Annotated in this window: 14 protein-coding genes and 2 tRNA genes; 12 read left to right on the top strand and 4 right to left on the bottom strand. The window is 41.1% G+C overall.

Annotated features, from left to right (window positions below; all coding sequences use genetic code 11):
- Nucleotides 1–243: 243 nt before the first annotated feature.
- Nucleotides 244–1,746, bottom strand: a complete 1,503-nt coding sequence (locus AC27IJ_RS22985; RefSeq protein ID WP_487150947.1) for a response regulator — start codon at nt 1,744–1,746, stop codon at nt 244–246.
- A complete protein-coding gene (locus AC27IJ_RS22990) occupies nt 1,736–3,457 on the bottom strand; it encodes a sensor histidine kinase (RefSeq protein WP_487150949.1) in 1,722 nt (573 codons plus the stop codon). Before AC27IJ_RS22990 ends, AC27IJ_RS22985 begins: the two co-directional genes overlap by 11 nt.
- Nucleotides 3,458–3,712: 255 nt before the next feature.
- Here AC27IJ_RS22990 and AC27IJ_RS22995 point away from each other — a divergent pair, with 255 nt between their 5' ends.
- From AC27IJ_RS22995 to AC27IJ_RS23015, 5 genes are all read left to right on the top strand, one after another.
- Nucleotides 3,713–5,038, top strand: coding sequence for an ABC transporter substrate-binding protein (locus tag AC27IJ_RS22995; RefSeq protein ID WP_487150951.1), 1,326 nt, complete (start codon nt 3,713–3,715; stop codon nt 5,036–5,038).
- 103 nt (nt 5,039–5,141) lie between these two features.
- The gene (locus tag AC27IJ_RS23000) at nt 5,142–6,026 is read left to right on the top strand and encodes a carbohydrate ABC transporter permease (protein WP_487150953.1); all 885 of its coding nucleotides are present in this window, start codon (nt 5,142–5,144) and stop codon (nt 6,024–6,026) included.
- A 12-nt stretch (nt 6,027–6,038) separates the two neighbouring features.
- Nucleotides 6,039–6,878 (top strand): carbohydrate ABC transporter permease, encoded by an 840-nt coding sequence (locus AC27IJ_RS23005; protein WP_487150955.1) that lies wholly within the window; start codon nt 6,039–6,041, stop codon nt 6,876–6,878.
- Nucleotides 6,879–6,905: 27 nt separating this feature from the next.
- Nucleotides 6,906–8,900 (top strand): alpha-amylase family protein, encoded by a 1,995-nt coding sequence (locus AC27IJ_RS23010; RefSeq protein ID WP_487150957.1) that lies wholly within the window; start codon nt 6,906–6,908, stop codon nt 8,898–8,900.
- A 228-nt stretch (nt 8,901–9,128) separates the two neighbouring features.
- A complete protein-coding gene (locus tag AC27IJ_RS23015; protein ID WP_487150959.1) occupies nt 9,129–11,099 on the top strand; it encodes a methyl-accepting chemotaxis protein in 1,971 nt (656 codons plus the stop codon).
- A 325-nt stretch (nt 11,100–11,424) separates the two neighbouring features.
- Here the strand turns inward: AC27IJ_RS23015 and AC27IJ_RS23020 are convergent, their stop codons facing one another.
- On the bottom strand, nt 11,425–11,817 hold the full coding sequence (locus tag AC27IJ_RS23020) for a desulfoferrodoxin family protein (RefSeq protein ID WP_487150961.1): 393 nt from the start codon (nt 11,815–11,817) through the stop codon (nt 11,425–11,427).
- A gap of 366 nt (nt 11,818–12,183) precedes the next feature.
- Between AC27IJ_RS23020 and AC27IJ_RS23025 the strand changes: the two genes are divergently transcribed.
- The 7 genes from AC27IJ_RS23025 (at nt 12,184) to AC27IJ_RS23055 (ending at nt 17,560) form a co-directional block, all read left to right on the top strand.
- Nucleotides 12,184–13,119 carry a DUF1848 domain-containing protein gene (locus tag AC27IJ_RS23025; RefSeq protein ID WP_487150963.1) on the top strand — a complete coding sequence of 312 codons (936 nt, stop codon included), beginning with the start codon at nt 12,184–12,186 and terminating at the stop codon, nt 13,117–13,119.
- A 275-nt stretch (nt 13,120–13,394) separates the two neighbouring features.
- Complete coding sequence (locus AC27IJ_RS23030; RefSeq protein ID WP_312441029.1) at nt 13,395–14,276, top strand: MBL fold metallo-hydrolase; 882 nt, start codon at nt 13,395–13,397, stop codon at nt 14,274–14,276.
- Nucleotides 14,277–14,389: 113 nt separating this feature from the next.
- Nucleotides 14,390–14,902: a cysteine hydrolase family protein gene (locus tag AC27IJ_RS23035; protein ID WP_312441030.1), complete on the top strand. Its 513-nt coding sequence runs from the start codon at nt 14,390–14,392 to the stop codon at nt 14,900–14,902.
- A 152-nt stretch (nt 14,903–15,054) separates the two neighbouring features.
- Nucleotides 15,055–15,127: transfer RNA gene (locus tag AC27IJ_RS23040), tRNA-Phe, on the top strand.
- Nucleotides 15,128–15,171: 44 nt separating this feature from the next.
- A tRNA-Gly gene (locus AC27IJ_RS23045) sits at nt 15,172–15,242 on the top strand.
- Between the two features lie 346 nt (nt 15,243–15,588).
- Entirely contained in the window at nt 15,589–16,113 is a 525-nt protein-coding gene (locus AC27IJ_RS23050; protein ID WP_312441031.1) for a V4R domain-containing protein, read from the top strand.
- Between the two features lie 187 nt (nt 16,114–16,300).
- Entirely contained in the window at nt 16,301–17,560 is a 1,260-nt protein-coding gene (locus AC27IJ_RS23055) for a GGDEF domain-containing protein (RefSeq protein WP_312441032.1), read from the top strand.
- A gap of 113 nt (nt 17,561–17,673) precedes the next feature.
- Here the strand turns inward: AC27IJ_RS23055 and AC27IJ_RS23060 are convergent, their stop codons facing one another.
- Nucleotides 17,674–19,035, bottom strand: a complete 1,362-nt coding sequence (locus AC27IJ_RS23060) for a sensor histidine kinase (RefSeq protein WP_312441033.1) — start codon at nt 19,033–19,035, stop codon at nt 17,674–17,676.
- Nucleotides 19,036–19,044: the final 9 nt, after the last annotated feature.

The following is a 19,044-nucleotide window of genomic DNA, read 5'->3' on the forward strand; positions in this document are numbered from 1 at the left end:
ATGGATTTTTCTCTCCTTTCTTTTTTCTGTCTATATCATAAATCACTTATTTGAATTACCAATGTTTGGCAGCTGATTATTTGCTGAACTTGTGCTGAACATTTGTTGAACTTGCACTGAATATTTTTCGGTGTATGCACGATTGTGAGGATGCTGCCCCGGGTACATAAAGATAATTGGACTAAGCAAAAAACCAAAAGTTTAAGGTTTCGCTTAGTCCAAGATTTTGTTTTGATCATTATTTTATTTTTTACGCAGCAAATGATCCTTCGGAGAATATCCAAACATTTTTTTAAAACGTTTGCTGTAATAAAAAGCATCTGTATATCCTACCAGTTCCGCAATATCCGATATCTTATATTGATTGGATTCCAATAATATCTTAGATGCTTCCATACGTATCATGGTGATATACTGAAGCAGGGATTCATTATTTACTTTTTTAAAGACACTGCCCAAATAGGAAGGGTTTAATTGAAATAAGTTCGCAAGCCGTGTTACGGTTAATTCTGGATCGGAATAATGTTCATCAATATATGCAATGATTTTATTGCTTAAGGAGAGGTCGGAAGGGATGGTTACATTTTCAGTCATGCATAACCGCCCAAATGCAAGAATGGTACTTTTAACCTGGTTCAGCCGATATTCTTCATCAATGATCTGGGAGGCAGATTCAGCCGGATTGTGGCTGAATTCTACCTGGCCGCTATAATGGATATGATAAGTAGTAAAAAATTCCGTAACGATTAAGTATAGGTACTTCACATCGTGTGTTTCTTCTACTGGCTGAAACAGGCTTTGGATATAAGCTTCCAGCCCCTTTGGATCCTTGCTGTTTAAATAATATAGAATCGTTTGTCTTACTTTAGATAAATCAGCGGATTTATTTTCCCAGGTAAGTTCTTCTGTCAGGATAAGCTTTGATTCAGGATTAAAATACCGGTGGTTGAGGGCGTGAAGATTTTTTTTATAATCAGGCAGCCAGGATTCTGTCAATGGGATACAGTCTCCAAGCACTAAAAATGTGTAGGAACGGCTTTCTGGCATATCGTTTTCCAAAGCTTCTTTTAACTGCTGCCTTTCCTCTTTCTTATGAAGGAAAAATTGTATGGTGTAGGCATAATCCAATTCCTTAAAATATTCACAGTCCAGTCCATGACGGCGGATCTTAGCTACCAGTTCTGAAATAAAGTCTTCATTTTCTTCATAGATAAAAGCACCTAAATAAAGGGTGTAATCATAAGCTGATACCTCGGGATATCTGGCAGTTAATTGTTCAATGCTTTGACAACCATTTAATACATTGGATAGGAACGTGCATTTTTCAAAGTGATAATACTTTTGAATTTGTTTCTGTTGTTTTTTTAACAATTCTATTTTTTCTTTGGTATCCTTTAAAACAGCGGTTAAGGTAGAAGCGTCTACAGGCTTTAACAGATAATCCATAACACCGAACCGCATGGCAGAGCGTGCATATTCAAAGTCATTATAGCCAGATAATAGAATAATTTTGGTGGAAGGGTAATTCCTGTATACAGATTCCGCCACTTCAATTCCATTCATACGGGGCATTTTTATATCCAGCAGGATAAGGTCAACCGGATGCTTTTTTAATAACTCAAGAACTTCTAATCCGTTTTCGGCTTCCCCTATATAATGAATGGCTAGTTCTTCCCGTGGAATGATTTTGATAATTCGCTGTCTGATAAAGTACTCGTCATCAGCAATTATAATATTAAGTGGCATCAGTGGATACCTCCTTTTTTCCAATGGTTATGGTAGAGATACAGCCGCCCTGAGGGTGATTGGCAATGGTAAGCCCATATTCGCTGCCGTAATAGAGTTGGATTCTCTGGTGAATATTTTTGATGCCAAAATGAGTATTACCTGTAGTCCATATGCTTTCATAATTCTCTTCCCTGATTCCGATTCCGTTATCCCGGATGGTGAATAAAATGGAATCAGGAGTTTCAGTTACAAGAATATCTAATTGACCTTTTCCATTCAGCTCTTTGATTCCGTGATAGATACTGTTTTCCACGATGGGCTGCAATAAGAGCTTGAGGCAGGGATAGCCTGATATTCTGGAATCACAGTTGATATGAAAGTCAAACCTGTTAAAGTATCTTACTCTCATGATTCTTAGATATGCTTCTGTAATCGCCAGTTCCTCCTTAACCGTAATGTGGGTATGACCGTTGCTTAGCCCCTGACGGTAAAACGCAGAAAGATTCATGACCAGGTCAATGAGAGTCTCCTTTTCATCTAATTCTGCAAGAGAACAGATATTGTCCAGAGTATTATATAAAAAATGTGGGTTTACCTGCTGCTGAAGCAGGTCCAGGGCTACTTTATTCTTCATTTTTTCTGAATTCAGTAAATCATTCTTTAACTTTTTCTGCGCAATAATCATGCTGTTGAATTCCTCGAATAGAAGACCGATATCACTATCGTTATAAGACTCATTGAATGGAATCCATTCCCCCTCCTTTACCCTCTGGGTATGAGAGATCAGCTGGTAGATCGGAGAGGTAATTGTACGGGATACTTTACGGGAGACATTAAGACAGGCAATAATGCAGAGCAGGGCCATAATAATGGATATTCCCAAGGTGGTAAAGGTTGGTTGTAAAAAATAGAGCAGATTGATTTCGTTGACGAGATACCAGTTCAGCTCAGGAAAATGTTCGGAAAAAATAATCGTGCTCATAGTCAGCTTGTAATTGCTCCTGTTGATGTGGTTAAGCTTCTTAATATTCTCATAGCGCCTCATTAATGGAATGGAACCATCTGAGCTTTGTACATTGCCATCTGAGTCTACAATAAAAAGCCTGCTGAAGTTACTTACATTATCTTTATAGATATCTGAAATAGTACTTTCGGGAATGGCGATTTCCACATACCCAAGCATGGTACCTGTGGAGCTGCTGTAAAACGGCAGCATGAGAGACAGGACATGTATCTCTGTGTCACGCTCCTTATTGGAGTATTTTATCTCTGGTATCCAGATTTTCCGGTCTGAAGCAGAAGTATCCCGAAAATTTAATGGATAGGGATATATTTCCGTGGTAGCAATCAGCGCATGTTCCGGTGAGTAGATACTGACAGAATGAATAAAGGGAGTAGACTGGATGATATGATTGATCTCGGTTTTCAGATTCATCTGGTCGATGGCATTAAACTCCTTGTTATTGTTATTAAATTTAGATACAATGGCCTGTACGCTCTTATCCGTTATAATGGTTTTGGAATAGTTATTAACAGATGCGAGATAATAATCTAACTGATTGGAAATATAATCCAGCTGCCTGACAGCAGAATTAGTCTCTAATGCCAGAGTATGTTTATAAAATACGACAGAAGTACTGATCAATAATATTATAATGAATAACAGCAGTGTCTGAAACATAGACCGGAAAAATCTCGAATTAATAGAAGTTATTTTTTGAGCCTTCATATGGATTCCCTTCTGTATGCAATGCGTTGTCTTGGTTTCATGGAAGACTTAAATATAACAGTAATATTAGTACGTTTTATTGGCTGTGTCCATATTGAATTTGTGTAAATAAACCAATAAAAGGCTGATTTTGAAAAGTGACATGTAAAATATACATAAAAACTATAAAATGACCATTCATTGTATGGTGCTATTTTCCTATAATAGGATTGTGAAGAGGAAGAATATCTGAAATAATAAGGAGGAAACAAAATTATGAAAATAAAAAAAGTGATGGCTCTTTCATTGGCAGGCATACTGAGTTTTTCTATGCTGACTGCCTGCGGGTCTAAAACAGACAGCAAAAGCAAGGAGTCAGATGATGAAAAGGTTACAATCAGACTTTTAACAAGAATGGCTGGAACCTCAACTCAAGTAGGCATTTATAACGATATCTTGAATGAATTTAAAAGTAAACATCCAGAAGTGACCATTATTGACGACTCCCAGGGTGATGAATCGGCATTTAATAATATCCTGACGACTGATATTGCTTCCGGAACCATGGCTAACATCTTCCGAATCCAAGGTGTTGCAAATCTTTCCGACTATATCGATAATGGCTTATTATTAAATCTTCAGCCATATCTTGATGCAGATAAAGAATGGAGTAGTGGTTTTACGGAGGGTTCCCTTTCCTATTATCAGGTACCGGGACATGAAGGCACCTATGCAATTCCAATGGAATCCGGCCTGATTGGTGTTTATTATAATGAAATGCTTTTTAAGGAAGCAGGAATTGAAAAATTCCCCGAGACCTGGGAACAGCTGTTAGATGCAATTGCAAAGTTCAAAGAAAACGGAATTATCCCAATTGCTATGGGAGCCCAGTCAACTTATATGGCGGGTCATTTACATGACCAGATCTTCTACAAATGGATGGGAACAGAAGCAGCAAAATTATTAGGAAACAGAGAGATGAAGTGGACGGATGAGGGCGTCGTAAAGACATTACAGTTTGAAAAAGATTTAATTGATGCAGGTGCCTTTGATCCAAGTGCTGCAGGTATCACAGATAATATTGCTTTAACTCAATTTCAGCAGGGGGAAGCTGCAATGGTGATTACCGGACCTTGGAACATCAGTACATTTACAGATAAATCAGCCACTCCTGTGTCAGATAATATTAAGGTTGCAAAGTTTCCCTATTTTGAAGAAAAACCTGAATTCAAAAATCAGGATATGCAGATCCTGAGTCCTTACATGGTAAGCGGTAAATTAGAAGGAAAAGAATTAGACTTGACGATTGAATTATTAAAAATGCTAACCGGTAAAGAAGCAGCTAAGAGATTTGCAGAAGAAGCGGCTTTCTTGATTCCAAGAACCGATCTGGATTTGGATAAGTCAAAATGTACCGACTTATTTATCCAGAATGTAGAGATTGGAGGAACTTCTGAGGGCATCGGTGTTGACGTATTCGACTTTGATCCTTTGACTTCCATGCAGGATAGAACAAGAAATTCAATTGTAAGCTTATTTACAGGGGCCTCTGCCCAGGATGCAGCATCAGTAATCCAGGCTGAGATTGATAATGCAAAATAAATGATCTGGAATTTCAGAATTCATTTCTAAATATATGTAGATATTTCTAACTATATTTGATATTGAATTATGAAATTCCTTTTCATTATAAGGAGGAATTTCATTGATAACATTAAAAAACAGAAAAGTAAAAGTGTACATAGCACTGTTTTTGCTGCCGGCATTGATCGTATATCTTTTATTTCAAATTGTACCTTTAATTCTGGCGTTTTACTTTTCACTGGTTGAGTGGAATGGTATCTCGGGTGCGGCTCTTAAATTTGTTGGACTTAAAAATTATATCAATGCATTTCATAACGCGGACTTTTTACTTTCCATTAAAAATATGGTGAAAATGGTATTCTTCAGCGTATTATTCCATACGCCCATTGCTTTATTAACGGCAGTTGCAATTAATACCAAATGTAAAGGGTACCGGGCATTTAAAGCTCTATTTTTTGTGCCTACGGTTTTTCCGTTAACTTCCGTTGGTTTGATGTGGTACTTTGTGTTCATGCCCACCGGTTCTCTCAATGCTTTGTTAAAGAACATCGGTCTGGCCGACCGGGTAGTTCCCTGGCTGGTGGATCCTGCAACTGCAATGAATACCATTGTATTTGTTAATATATGGGCTGGTATCGGCTACTATATGGTCATTCTCCTCGCAGGACTTACGACAATTTCAGATGAGCTATATGAGGCAGCCTCTATTGACGGAGCATCTGCCGTTCATAAGTTCTTTGAGATCACGGTTCCTATGTTAAAATCTACAATTTCCATGTGCATTTTAATGGATATTATCGGCTCTGTGAAAGTTTTTGATCTGGTATTTGCAATGACCGGCGGAGGTCCAAACGGTCTGACGAATCTTCCTACAACTTTAATGTACAATGAGACATTTAAATACAGCCATTATGGACTTGGGAGCGCTATAGGCATTATTATTCTGATTGCCTGCCTGGCAGGAACATTAGGAAGTAATTTTATAATGTCCCGTAAACAAGATTAAGGGAGGAAAGCTATGAAAATAACAGAATCAAAGAGCAAGCTTGGTAAAGTCATCATGTACTTATATCTGCTGGTAATGACAGTGGTATTTGCCATGCCGATGGTTTTTACCTTATTATCCTCTGTGAAAACAAAGCTTGAAATCTTTTCAGACCCATTTGCGCTGCCCAAGGTACCGCAGTTTGTCAATTATATCGTAGCCTGGAAAGAAGCCAATATGAGCCGGTATTTTATCAACAGTATCCTGCAGGCCGGCGCTACTGTTATTATATTGGCAATTATGGCTTCCATGGCGGCATATGTTTTATCCAGGTTCGATTTTAAAGGGAATAAGTTTCTGCTTTTATTCTTTACCGTAGGAATGATGGTTCCCATGCATACGGTATTGGTGCCTGTTGCTTATATCATAGGTGCCTTGAACTTAAAAAATAATATACTGGCCCTGATTCTAATCTACGTATCCTTTAGTCTTCCTTTTAGTATTCTTGTAATGACTAATTTTATGAAAGGCGTCAATCGTTCTCTGGAGGAAGCGGCAGTAATCGATGGTGCAACGTATTTCCAGGTATACAGGCTGGTGATACTCCCACTTTGTATTCCTGCATTATCTACTATTTCAATCTTTAATTTTTTATCGTCCTGGAATAATATTTTATTCCCGCTGTTGTTTATCAACGATAAAAAATTGAAGCCTATTTCCCTGGGGTTGCTGAATTTTAACGGTGAAAGAGGAAGTGATTACGGTCCATTAATGGCAGCTATCGTAATTACGGTTGCATTGCCACTGATTCTTTACCTGTTATTCCAGGAAAAAGTAGAGGGCGGACTGGCAGCAGGGGCTGTAAAAGAATAAACAATGTTCAGATCAGGAGGATAAGCAATGGGCGATTTAAGATTCAGACAGGTTCATCTGGATTTTCACACCAGTGAATACATACCAGAGGTTGGTACAGATTTTAATGGGGAGGAGTTTGCCAAGAGACTTGAAAAAGCCAATGTGGATTCCATTACCTGCTTTGCAAGATGTCATCATGGCTGGCTGTATTATCCATCCAGAAAACACGCAGACCTCATCCATCCCGGCCTTACCAATCATAATCTGTTATTAGACCAGATAAAGGCCTGTCATGACAGGGGAATCAAAGTGCCGATTTATACCACGGTACAATGGGACGGCCGTATAATTCGGGAACATCCGGAATGGCTCTCCGTAGACGAGCAGGGGAATTATATCAATACCCAGAATGTGGAAGAACCTCATTTTTATCATACAATTTGTTTAAACAGTGGTTATCGTAAATTCTTTATAGAGCATCTCCATGATATAATGGATGTGGTGGGAGTGGAGAGCATTGACGGATTCTTTATGGATATTTTATTTCAGGTAGATTGCTGTTGTGACCATTGTAAAAAGAAAATGGAGGAAATTCATCTGGACAGCAGAAAAAAGGCAGTAAGATTAAAGTATTCTCTGCAAATGTTAGAGGAATTTAAAACGGAAATTACAGCGGTTATTAAAGAGAGAGTTCCTGAGGCCTCTGTTTTCTATAACAGCTCCCATGTAGGTCCGGCATCTAAGGATAATTTTAAAGAGTACAGCCATCTGGAATTGGAATCCTTACCAAGCGGAGGCTGGGGCTATGACCATTTTCCCGCTACCAGCCGATATGCACGAACCCTGGGAATGGACATGATAGGAATGACCGGAAAATTCCATACCTACTGGGGGGATTTCCATTCCCTGAAGAATCAGGCGGCCCTGGAGCTGGAATGTTTTCACATGCTGGCTATGGGGGCAGGCTGTTCCATCGGAGACCAGCTTCATCCAGGAGGCCGGCTATCGGAAGGAGCTTATGACCTGATTGGAAAGGTATATAAGAGTGTCAGGGAAAAAGAACCTTACTGCAGGGAGGCGAAGCCGGTTGCGGAGATCGCAGTCCTTACACCGGAAGAATTCTATCCTGAGGGAGAATATAACCTGGGAATTTCTCCTTCTTTAATCGGAGCAGTTCGAATGCTTCAGGAGCTTTCTTTTCAGTTTGATGTTATTGACAGCAAGACGACCATGGATTCCTATCAGTTAATTATTTTACCGGATTGTATTTATTACAATGAAGAGCTGGAAAAAGTGATGAAGAACTATATTGCCAATGGCGGTAAAGTAATCGGTTCTTATGATTCCTGCCTTAATAAATACAGGAAAGATAATATATACGGTATTACATGGAAAGAGGAATCTCCGTATTACAGGGAATTTGTGATGCCGAATCAGATCATTGGAAGAGATTTATATAAAGAAGAGTACGTCATGTACTTAAGAGGTCATAACGTGGAGGCAAACGGCGGGGAGGTTTTAATGGATAAAATAGAACCTTATTTCGACCGTTCCGGAAAAACCTTCTGCTCTCACCAGCATGCACCTTCTTCCGGGAAGGTTGGATATCCGGAGGTGGTCCGAAATGGAAATGTGATTTATTTTGCACATCCCATCTTTAAGCTGTACCGGAAAAATGCCGCCAAATGGTGCAAGCTAATGCTAAAGGATGCGGTTGCGTTATGCCTGGAACATAAATTAGTGAGCCATAACGGACCCTCCACTATGATAACAACCTTAAATCATCAGGAACAAGAGAAACGGGATATTCTTCATATCCTTCATTACATTACAGAAAAACGATCTGAGGATATCTGTACGGTAGAAGATGTTATCCCCCTGTATGGTGTGGAATTTAAAATATATACAGGTAATAAGCAGCCGGCAGCCGTTGCCTTGGTCCCGGGAGAAGCAGCCGTTCCTTTCGTAAGAGACGGACAATATATTTCCTTCCGGTTAGATAAAATAGAAGGTCATTGTATGATAAGTATCCAATATTAATTCTGATGCCCCTTTTTGCGCCTGGCGCAGAAAGGGAGTCACCAGCTTTATAAAGGGCATGGCTTCATTTTATAGGGTATTCTTTGCTTGGTTTGTAAAAAGTTGTTTAAATAAATGTAAAACTTTAGTAAAATTCATATAGTTATCTGAATATTTGCCGATATACGCATTAGACCGCTGTAAATTGTAATGACAGAGGGGAAAATGGATATCGGAGGATAACATAATATGAAAAGGAAATACAAGGGAATAAAAAAGGAAATGGTAACATTCACAATTGGATGTATCATCTGTATTGTATTTGTATTGTCCATAGGCTCCATTTATCTGACTTATAATACGACCCGCAAGTCGCTGGCCAAGAGCTTAAAGGAAACTTCGGAACTGGTTTCTGAAAAAATAGCCCAGAAGCTGGAAGAGTATTCCATAATATCCGAGTCAATCGCCCTTTATATGAAGGGAAATGTGCAGAGAGAGGGCAATATCAGTATATTTCTGCGGATCTCTTGTTCCCAGTACGGCCTTAATAACATCGATATCATTTCCTCCGACGGGACTTCTGTTGTCAATGGAAAATCCTATGAACAGGACAATGCATACCTCCAGGCAAAGAACGGAACTCCTTTTTTATCCGACCCAATGATTCATAAGGATTCCGCATCCTTTGAATATGCATACCCCTATGATGACCTTGTCATCATAATTGAATTCCCTTATTCTGTTTTCCAGGAGATGATCGAGGATACAAAACTTGGAGATACCGGAAGTACCTATATTTTAAACAAGGATGGCACGAAAGTGGCCCATGATGATTTTTCTCTGGTATTATCCAGGCAAAATGACGCTGAGGCTGTAAAAACTAATCGATCCGCCTATGGTGAGATTGCTAAACTGGAATCAGCTATGGTAAACGGTGAAACCGGCTTTGGATTCTACCATTGGAACGGAGAAAATAGATTTGGTTCTTATACTCCTGTGAAAAATACTAATGGATGGTCGGTGAATGTGACCGCTTCGGAATCGGAATTTATGTCCGGTGTTCTAACCTCCATGTTAAACGCTGTCATTTTGGGAGCTGTTTCTCTGATACTTGCGGTTTTAATAATGCTTCGGATTACGGACCGGATCACGAAGCCAATCGGACAGGTGGTTAATTCCATTGATCAGTTATCCGCCGGAGATTTAAGCATTGAACTGCATATGAAACGCCAAGATGAAATAGGGGGGATCGGGGAAAAGGTAAATGAAATGGCGGGGAAATACAGAGATATCATTTATGATATCTCCGGGTTTTTACAGGAGGTTTCCTGTGGGAACCTTACGGTTCAAAGTAATTGTGAATATCCAGGTGAATTTAACGGAATACGCAGTTCCATGGAAATGATTGCTTCCCGTTTAAATGATACCATAATAAACATCCGTTCCTCTGCAGAGGAGGTTAATTCTGGAGCAGGACAGGTTTCCTGTGCCTCCCAGGCGCTTGCCTCCGGAGCAGCCATGCAGGCGGAAACGGTAGAGGTACTGAATGCTTCCATTGTAAATATTTCGGAAATGACAGAAGATAATTCGGATCATGTACGGAAGGCTTCCGACTATGTAAAGCAATCCGCAACAAGAGTCAGCGCAGGCAACCGGCACATGCAGAGCCTTCATTCAGCGATGGAAGAGGTAAGCCTGTCTTCTGAGAAGATATCCGGCATCACGAAGATGATTGAGGACATCGCATTTCAGACCAACATTCTGGCTTTAAACGCCGCTGTTGAGGCGGCCCGGGCAGGAAGTGCGGGCCAAGGATTTGCGGTAGTTGCAGGAGAAGTGCGGAACCTGTCAGCCAAGTCCGCTGATGCGGCAAAACAGACTGCCCGACTGATCGAGAATACGGTAAAGGCGGTATCAGAGGGAAAGAAACGGACGGATGAGACGGCAGGAATCCTAAAAGAGATCGCAGATAAATCTATTCTTGTAGAACAGGTGATGGAAGAGATTGAGTCAGCTTCTCTGGAACAGGCCAAGGCTATGGAACAGATCCTGGAAGGACTCTCCCAGGTATCTGCCGTGGTGCAGTCCAATGCAGCAGCAGCGGAGGAAAGCTCGGCTTCCAGTGAAGAACTGGCAGCACAGGCACAGGCTTTGAGGCAGGAGGTCGCCAAGTTCAAACTGTTTGAGGAATCTGTTTCCCATGAAGAAAAAGAAAATTAAAAAAGGCCAATCCCGGCTCTCTGCGGTGTCATAGGGACAATTTTAGTGCTTCCCAGACTGTTTGGCGTGACAGGAATCTATTTTGCACAGCCCGCTGCGGACTTGCTCACCATTCTGGTATGTGTTTTGTCTGTTCGGCTGATGAAGAAGACTGCAAGCAGAAATATGCTCTGTGAATCCGATCCGCTGGGATGACGATCATAATAAAATGTGTGTCAAATATAATAATCCCTGAGCTTGTTCATTTGCTCAGGGATTATTTCGTATCTGGTTTGTTTTTCTTAAATTGTCTCTAGGATACCGTGGACTTTGGGGAGTTTTTTCGTTACGCCTTTGTTTTCCAGAACCCATGAAGATTACAGTAGGCGAAAGCGGCCTTTGGAGAATCGCCGTCCTCCAGTGTAAATTGTGCCACCGGTTCACAGTCCGGGCTTAAGCTTACCCTCATGATGCTTCCTGCCGTTGTCTGTAAGCAGACCCAGGTAATACTGTGATCCTCGGTCATGGGATGGAACGTGCTGCCTACCTTTACGGTCACATGGTTTCCTTCTGTTTCAATGACCGGGACATGCTTTTCTGCGGCTCCGTCCGAGGTATTAGGTTCCAATATTTCAAAAGGCTTCAAGCTGTCCGGAAGTGCAGCATTGGGAGCTCCGGAGATGGCTTCCAGAATGACGTTATGGTTTTTGTCGGTTAAAAATACAGGCTCGTTTTTCATGGGGATCCTCCAATCAAGAATTCTTCTTTTTTATCTCATATTAAAAATGGGTATCATTGCGGGCGCTGATATAAAGCTGCTTCATTTCATTTATCAGAATTCCCATATGATAGCAGAAACATTATGCCAACTTTTTCCATACGGTTACCATGATTTTATTAACGCTACCAGTCTATTCTTCCCGTATCTATACTGATTAAAAAGTTCTCCTGCTCTTTCATGAATTTGTGAATATTTAGGAAGGCGTATGTACCGTCCTGAGCGGCTCATTTTTTGAAAATTAAAAAAATATGGTTTAAAGCCGTTGAAGAGGGCGCATTGTTGGCTTATAATGGCTTTACTAAGAAGAGACAGGAGTAAGATGAGATGATACTCAGTGTCAGCAGGAGGACCGATATTCCACAATTTTATCCGGATTGGTTTTTTGACAGGTTAATGGAGGGGTACCTTTACGTAAAAAATCCCATGAACAGTCATCAGATCAGCAGGATCGACCTTTCCCCGGAGCAGGTGGAGCTTATAGTATTCTGGACGAAAAACCCGGAACCAATGATGAAACGGATCCGGGAGCTGGGGGACATTCCTTTTTATATCCAATTCACGCTGACTGGATATGGGAAAGATATTGAACCTGGCCTGCCGGATAAAAGACGTTTGACCGATGTTTTCCGGAATACGGCAGAACAAGTAGGAAAGGACCGTATGGTCTGGCGGTATGATCCCATATTCCTTAACGGCCGGTACCGGGAGGAATACCATTTGCGGGCCTTTGAGGAAATCGCCAGAGGCGTATGCGGTTTGACGGATAAAGTAGTGATCAGCTTTCTGGACAAGTATGGGAAAACAGAGCGTAACATGAAGGGAATCCCGGTAGAAGAAATGAATGAGGAAGGGATGAAGAAGCTGGCTGGAAGGCTGGCTGGGATCGCTGGGACCTACGGACTCAGGATAGAAGCGTGTGCGGAAAAAACAAACTTAAGCTCTGTAGGAGTTTCCCGGGGAAGCTGCATTGATCCCGTTATGGCGGAACATTTAATTGGCGGTCCTGTATGCCGGAGGAAGGATAAAAACCAAAGAATGGAATGCGGATGCCTGGAAAGCGTTGAAGTGGGAACCTATGACACCTGCCTGTCCGGGTGCAGGTATTGCTATGCCAATGACAGCGTGGAGGCGGTGAAGAGAAAGAGTACTTTATATGATGTGCATAGCCCTCTGCTTTGCGGAAAGGTGGAAGAAGGAGACAGGATCACACAGCGGAAAGCAAAACCAGTCCGGGAGGACCCGACTCTTCCTTTTCTGTGACCAGGATTATTTCTTATTATAATCATATAGCTTTTATTGCCTGAGATGCAAGTGCCGGCCATAGCGACATGGCTGGCAGGGGATAAAGCCTTTCTCCTGAGAATACAAAGGCAGGAGATAACAGCATAGGAAATGGGCAGCCATCCACTAGTTTATAAAAATGTGTGGAAAGTATGGTGAGAAATCTGGTATAATTTTTTAATATATAAAAGCTGATACGAAGCAAACTTATATATCCACAATATATGGATTTTTACTGATTGGAGGTTTCACAAATGTATGAGTTAAATCAGGTTAGTACAAATTGCTATTACGTTCAAAGTCCGGCAAAGATTGGCATTGTTAAGCTTAATGATCTGGATGTATGCCTTATTGACAGTGGGAGTGATAAGGATGCAGGGCGAAAAGTCAGGCAGATACTGGATGCCAATGGCTGGCGGCTGACAGCAATATATATTACTCATTCAAATGCCGACCATATCGGCGGTAATAAGTATTTGCAGAATCAAACCGGATGCAAAATTTATGCTCCAGGTATTGAATGTGACTTTACAAATCATACGCTTCTTGAACCGTCTTTTTTGTATGGCGGGTTCCCTCCAAAGGACTTGCGGCACAAATTCTTAATGGCGCAGGAGAGCAGCGCAGAATATCTTACTGATGATGTTCTTCCAAAGGGCATGAGTGTCATTCATCTTCCCGGCCATTTCTTTGATATGGTGGGTTATAGAGATATGGATGACGTTGTTTATTTGGCAGACTGCTTATCAAGCAAAGAGACGCTGGAAAAATATCAAATCGGGTTTATCTATGATGTATCTGCTTACCTTGAAACCCTGGAGATGGTGAAGACCCTAAAAGCAAAGGTTTTTGTACCTGCCCACGCAGAAGTGACGGACAACATCGCCCCACTGGCTCAGATTAACATTGACAAGGTTTATGAAATAGCAGAAAAGATACTTGATATTTGTAAGAATCCGATTATCTTTGAAAAGGTTTTACAGCAGCTTTTCATTGATTATGGCCTGGATATGAACTTTGAGCAATATGTGCTTGTTGGCAGTACCGTTCGTTCCTATCTTTCCTGGCTAAAGGATACGGGGCGGATTGCAGTAATTTTCGAACACGGACAACTGCTTTGGAAAACAATCGAGTAAACAGCCTTATCTAAATTATTGCAGATTATGTGCAATCACTTCTGCAGGCGAATGATTACAAACCTACAGGAAGTTTATCTTATGTTCAATATATAAGATCAGGAGGCATTAAAATGGTACTGTTGGTAGTGGATACACAGGATATGATTGTCACAGATGAACTTTTTCAATATGAAACATTTGTCAATAACCTAAAACAATTACTGCGCTTAGCAAGAAACAATGGCGTAGAGATTATTTATGTACGTCACGATGATGGTTTTGAGCTGACCAAGGGTGTAAAGGGATTTGAAATATTTGAGCAGTTTTCGCCAATGAATGACGAGAGAATATTTGATAAACATTTTAACAGTGCGTTTAGGGATACGGGTTTATCTGAATATTTACGCTCTAAAAACGAAAATACCATTATGATTGCAGGTTTACAAACCGATTATTGTTTGGATGCAACGATAAAGTGTGGTTTTGAACATGGATTTGAAATGATAGTTCCGGCTTATTGCAATACAACTGTTGATAATGAGTATATGACCGCGGAGCAGTCATACAAATATTATAATGAAAAAATGTGGAATGTGAGATATTCAAAGTGTGTAAGTCTTGAGCAGGCATGTGATATGTTTTGATCTGCAAATCTTGGAAACGTACGTTCTGGTTTTGAGAATGGAAAGATGAGTGAGATTTTATTGAGAATTATGTTTTTTTGACATAATTTAGAAAACTTGTCTTGACAAGAGGTAAGAAATCTTGTAGAATTATCCGTGTCGCAAGTGATTGTGCCCAGATAGCTCAGTTGGTAGAGCAGAGGACTGAAAATCCTCGTGTCGCTGGTTCGATTCCGGCTTTGGGCATTGTGCTTTTCAAAGCACCTTTGAAATATTTGCAGAAATTCCTTGCGGGTGTAGTTCAATGGTAGAACACTAGCCTTCCAAGCTAGATACGTGGGTTCGATTCCCATCACCCGCTTTAACAAAAGAAACCCATTTTTAACTTAAGTTAAAAATGGGTTTCTTTTTATTGTATGGCAATCCTTATTCAAACATTTTATTGAGGACATCAAAAAGGCGATTTAAAGCATATTGATTATGATTATAAAAAAATTGTTGTATTATAAAATAAAGTATACATTTCTCACATGAATTGTTTGGGTCACCATACCTGTTGCAGGCTGGTAAATAGCTATGTATCTTATACCCAAGACGCCTGTGAAGAACCAGTGTGGCTTCGTGATATTATCGGCTCGTAAGTCTGGTGCATATTTGGGAGATTGCTGGTAAGCATTTTTTAGTAGACATTTTAAGGAGGAGTTTTTATGCATCATGAAAGCAAACCGTCCCAGTTCACCTGGGAATGCCTTGGAAACATTGATGAGGGAAGAAAGCATTTAGGATCTGATGTGCCGGTGCTCGTTTACCGTCTGCTGCAATATACCTTAAAGGATGTTTTGGCCCGCGAATACGACGAGGAGACTGCCAGCCGCCTGTATTGGACTGCCGGGCACCTGGCCGGCAAGGAACTGGCAAAAAATGTACTGGATTTATCGGGTGACTTTGATTTCTTCATAGCTAACTTAACGAATAAGCTGAAGGAGCTGAAAATCGGTATACTGCGTCTTGAAAGAGTGGATATGGATCTCCTTTCATTTACTCTGACCGTTTCAGAGGATCTGGATTGTTCCGGACTTCCTATTACCGGAAAAACGGTATGTGATTATGATGAGGGTTTTATTGCAGGGATTCTGGAAGTCTACAGTGGATCGCAGTTCAGCGTCAGAGAGATTGATTGCTGGTCCACGGGAGACAGGACCTGCCGGTTCATAGCTGAGAGCCTTAGGTGACGTGACAGGAAGTATAATCTGAAGTTTAACCATAATAAGATACATAAATAAGATACATAGTGATTTGCCCCTAAAGATAGATAAACCTTATGATACTGTGACAAAGAAAGCCGAAGGATTTTGGTGTTGAGGTTATGCATCGTGCTGCTTTGGGAACGGGGGAAGAGTAGTGATAAGGAGGCTGGGTATGAACCAGGAAGACCATAAGATGCTAATGGCAATGCAGGATTTATTTGAGAAACTGCTGTCCGGCAAGCGATGCGATGCGATGGACGCAGCTGCCACTGCGCCGGAATGGCAGAAGCTTATTGGACAAGCCAACCAATTGATTCAAAATATAAATGAGATGAATCATCTGGCGATTGACTTATCGGAAGGAATGCTGAAAGGGCCGCTTCCAGCCCGGGACAATTATCTGTCAGGCCCCCTTAAGCAGCTGCACTCCCAGCTCTCTGTTTTAACCCAGAGCGGGAAACAACTTAAAGAAGGATATGTGGTCAGCAAGCTTGAATCTGCCGGAGAACTGTATGATATGTTTAACGGGCTGATTGACTGGGTGGCGGATGCCTCGATAAGAGAAAACAAGGACGCTTCCCTGGAGATTTCCGCACCTGTCAGCAGCTGGCGTTATCACCAGATCCTCCAGGCGCTTGATCTTCTCCACATTTTAGTGTTAGAGGTGGATTTCAGCGGCCATGTGGTATATTCCAATCGACCTGCAAAGCAGATGCTGGGAGACATTGAATATATATATTTCCAGCAGGCGCAGAACAATGTCCTGTTGACTCTGATCGCAGAGCTTGGCAAACTGGATAACTTTCCGGTTTTCCGTGAAGTTTATGATGACCGCAATAACACATGGTACCGGATTATGTCAAACAGATGCTTGCTGACCAATGGTCAGGTTCTGTACCTGTATGTGATAGAGGATGTCAGCGATTGGAAAACCAGAGAGCACCGCCTGCAGCAGACGGCATCGACTGATACCATGACAGGCGCTTATAACCGGGAAGCAGGGCTGAAGGAGCTGGAAAAAACCTTGTTATACAGCGACGCAACAAGCTGTCTGGCTTTTATTGACATTGACGGATTAAAGGCTATCAATGATACCTTCGGACACGATGAGGGTGATTATGTCATTAAGAACATTGCGAAGGTGATTTTGAACTCCATTCGCAGTTCGGATGTTGTCTGCCGGTATGGAGGTGACGAATTTTTCATCATCTTTAAGAAATGTATGGAGAATACGGCTGAAAAAATTATTGTAAGGATGTTCAGTGAACTGAAAAAACTGGAGAGCACAACTTCAAAGCCTTATGCACTGTCATTCAGCCACGGCATTTTGTCCTTTAACTCCGGTTCTGGATATAGTACGGCGGATCTTCTGCAGGAAGCAGACCGGAGAATGTATGCATGCAAAAAATGCAAAAAGAAGGAACGGATGTAAGACGAGGACTGTAAATCGGGACAAGACGTCATAAAGCGGCTTGCCCCGATTATTATTTTCCTTTTTGATGTTAAAACAAATTGATACAGTATCCATATCCTGCAATCCATGGTTCAGTTGGTCTGGTTTCCGCTTAATTTGGGTATATGGACCCTGACCAGGAAGGTCCTGCTTTCAGAATCCGCTTTATATATAACAAATCCGCCTAAACTCTCCGCAATTTGCTCAACAATTTTAAGCCCAAGTCCGTGACTTTGTTTCTCTGATTTTGTTGTATAAAATTTTCCGTTTTGTATGTGCATCTTTCCGTCAAAGGAATTGACCACCTGAAGCGTGACCCACTGCTGTTCGTTGGTACTGATGATTTCAATAAACCGCTCTGAAGCCGGAACCTTCTGGCATGCTTCTACTGCATTGTTAGCAAAATTTGAGAAAATACGGATCGCATCAATTACTGACATCCCGGTGTTGTAGGGAGCGATTACGCTTGATGAAAAATGAATTCTATTTTCCGCGCAGATATTAACAAGATCCTGAAGCATGGCGTCCAGAACAACACTGTCGGAATATTTTTCGTGGACCATTACTTTATTTTGCATCTCGTCAAACATGTCATCAATCAGCTTAAGCGCTTTTTCGTTTTCATTTACCTGGATCAATGATTTCAATGATACCATCATGGATCTAAAATCATGCTTGAATGCCCGGAAGCTTTCCGTGTAATTTTGGTAAGATATATAGTGTCTCACTTGCCTGTCATATTGCTCTTCCAGCATTTCCATTCTCCATCGGTATTCCAGCAGTTCAGTACTCTTGATAGACTGGTAAGTAGCGTAGATGAGCATGCCAAGGGTGAGGGAATAAGCTCCTAAACCCACCTTTACATACCATATGCCGTATGGAGACAATATATTGTCTGAAAATAATATATTTAAAGGAAATAAATCACGTCCGGAATTTATGACAGCCAAATTGGCCGCGGCTGCAATTTCATATGTGACCACAAATTTAAGCTGATTGCGGTTATATAAAAAGAGCTTGATCTTGTCATCGGATAGGATGGTCTTATACAGGATTGTAAAGAATATAAGCACCAAGGGAAGGACCAAAACGGTGCTTGCATTGTAAGTCTCTACATTAGAAGAATCATAGTTACGTAAAATAAACGCGCAGGCTACTGCAAATATGCCGCGGCCGCAATAAGCGCCTAATACAGAGCCGCTTCCGCCGTAGGCGGCCTGAAGCCAGTCCATTCCAGTAGAAAAGCGAAGCCCTACGGTCATGGTGACCATGAGTATCGGAAGCCTTAGCCATCGTATATCCGTTGGGTTTAGGAAGTTATACGCTGCGGCAATGATTGCCAGAACTATCATGACTTGAATAGGCCGTCTCTTCTGTACTGGAAAAAGCTTGCGGTAGTAAAATATAAAAGAATAGTAGTACAGGAGAACTACCGGGATTACAATATAGATCATAGCTTCTCC

Source organism: Lacrimispora sp. YZC11 (assembly GCF_057543815.1).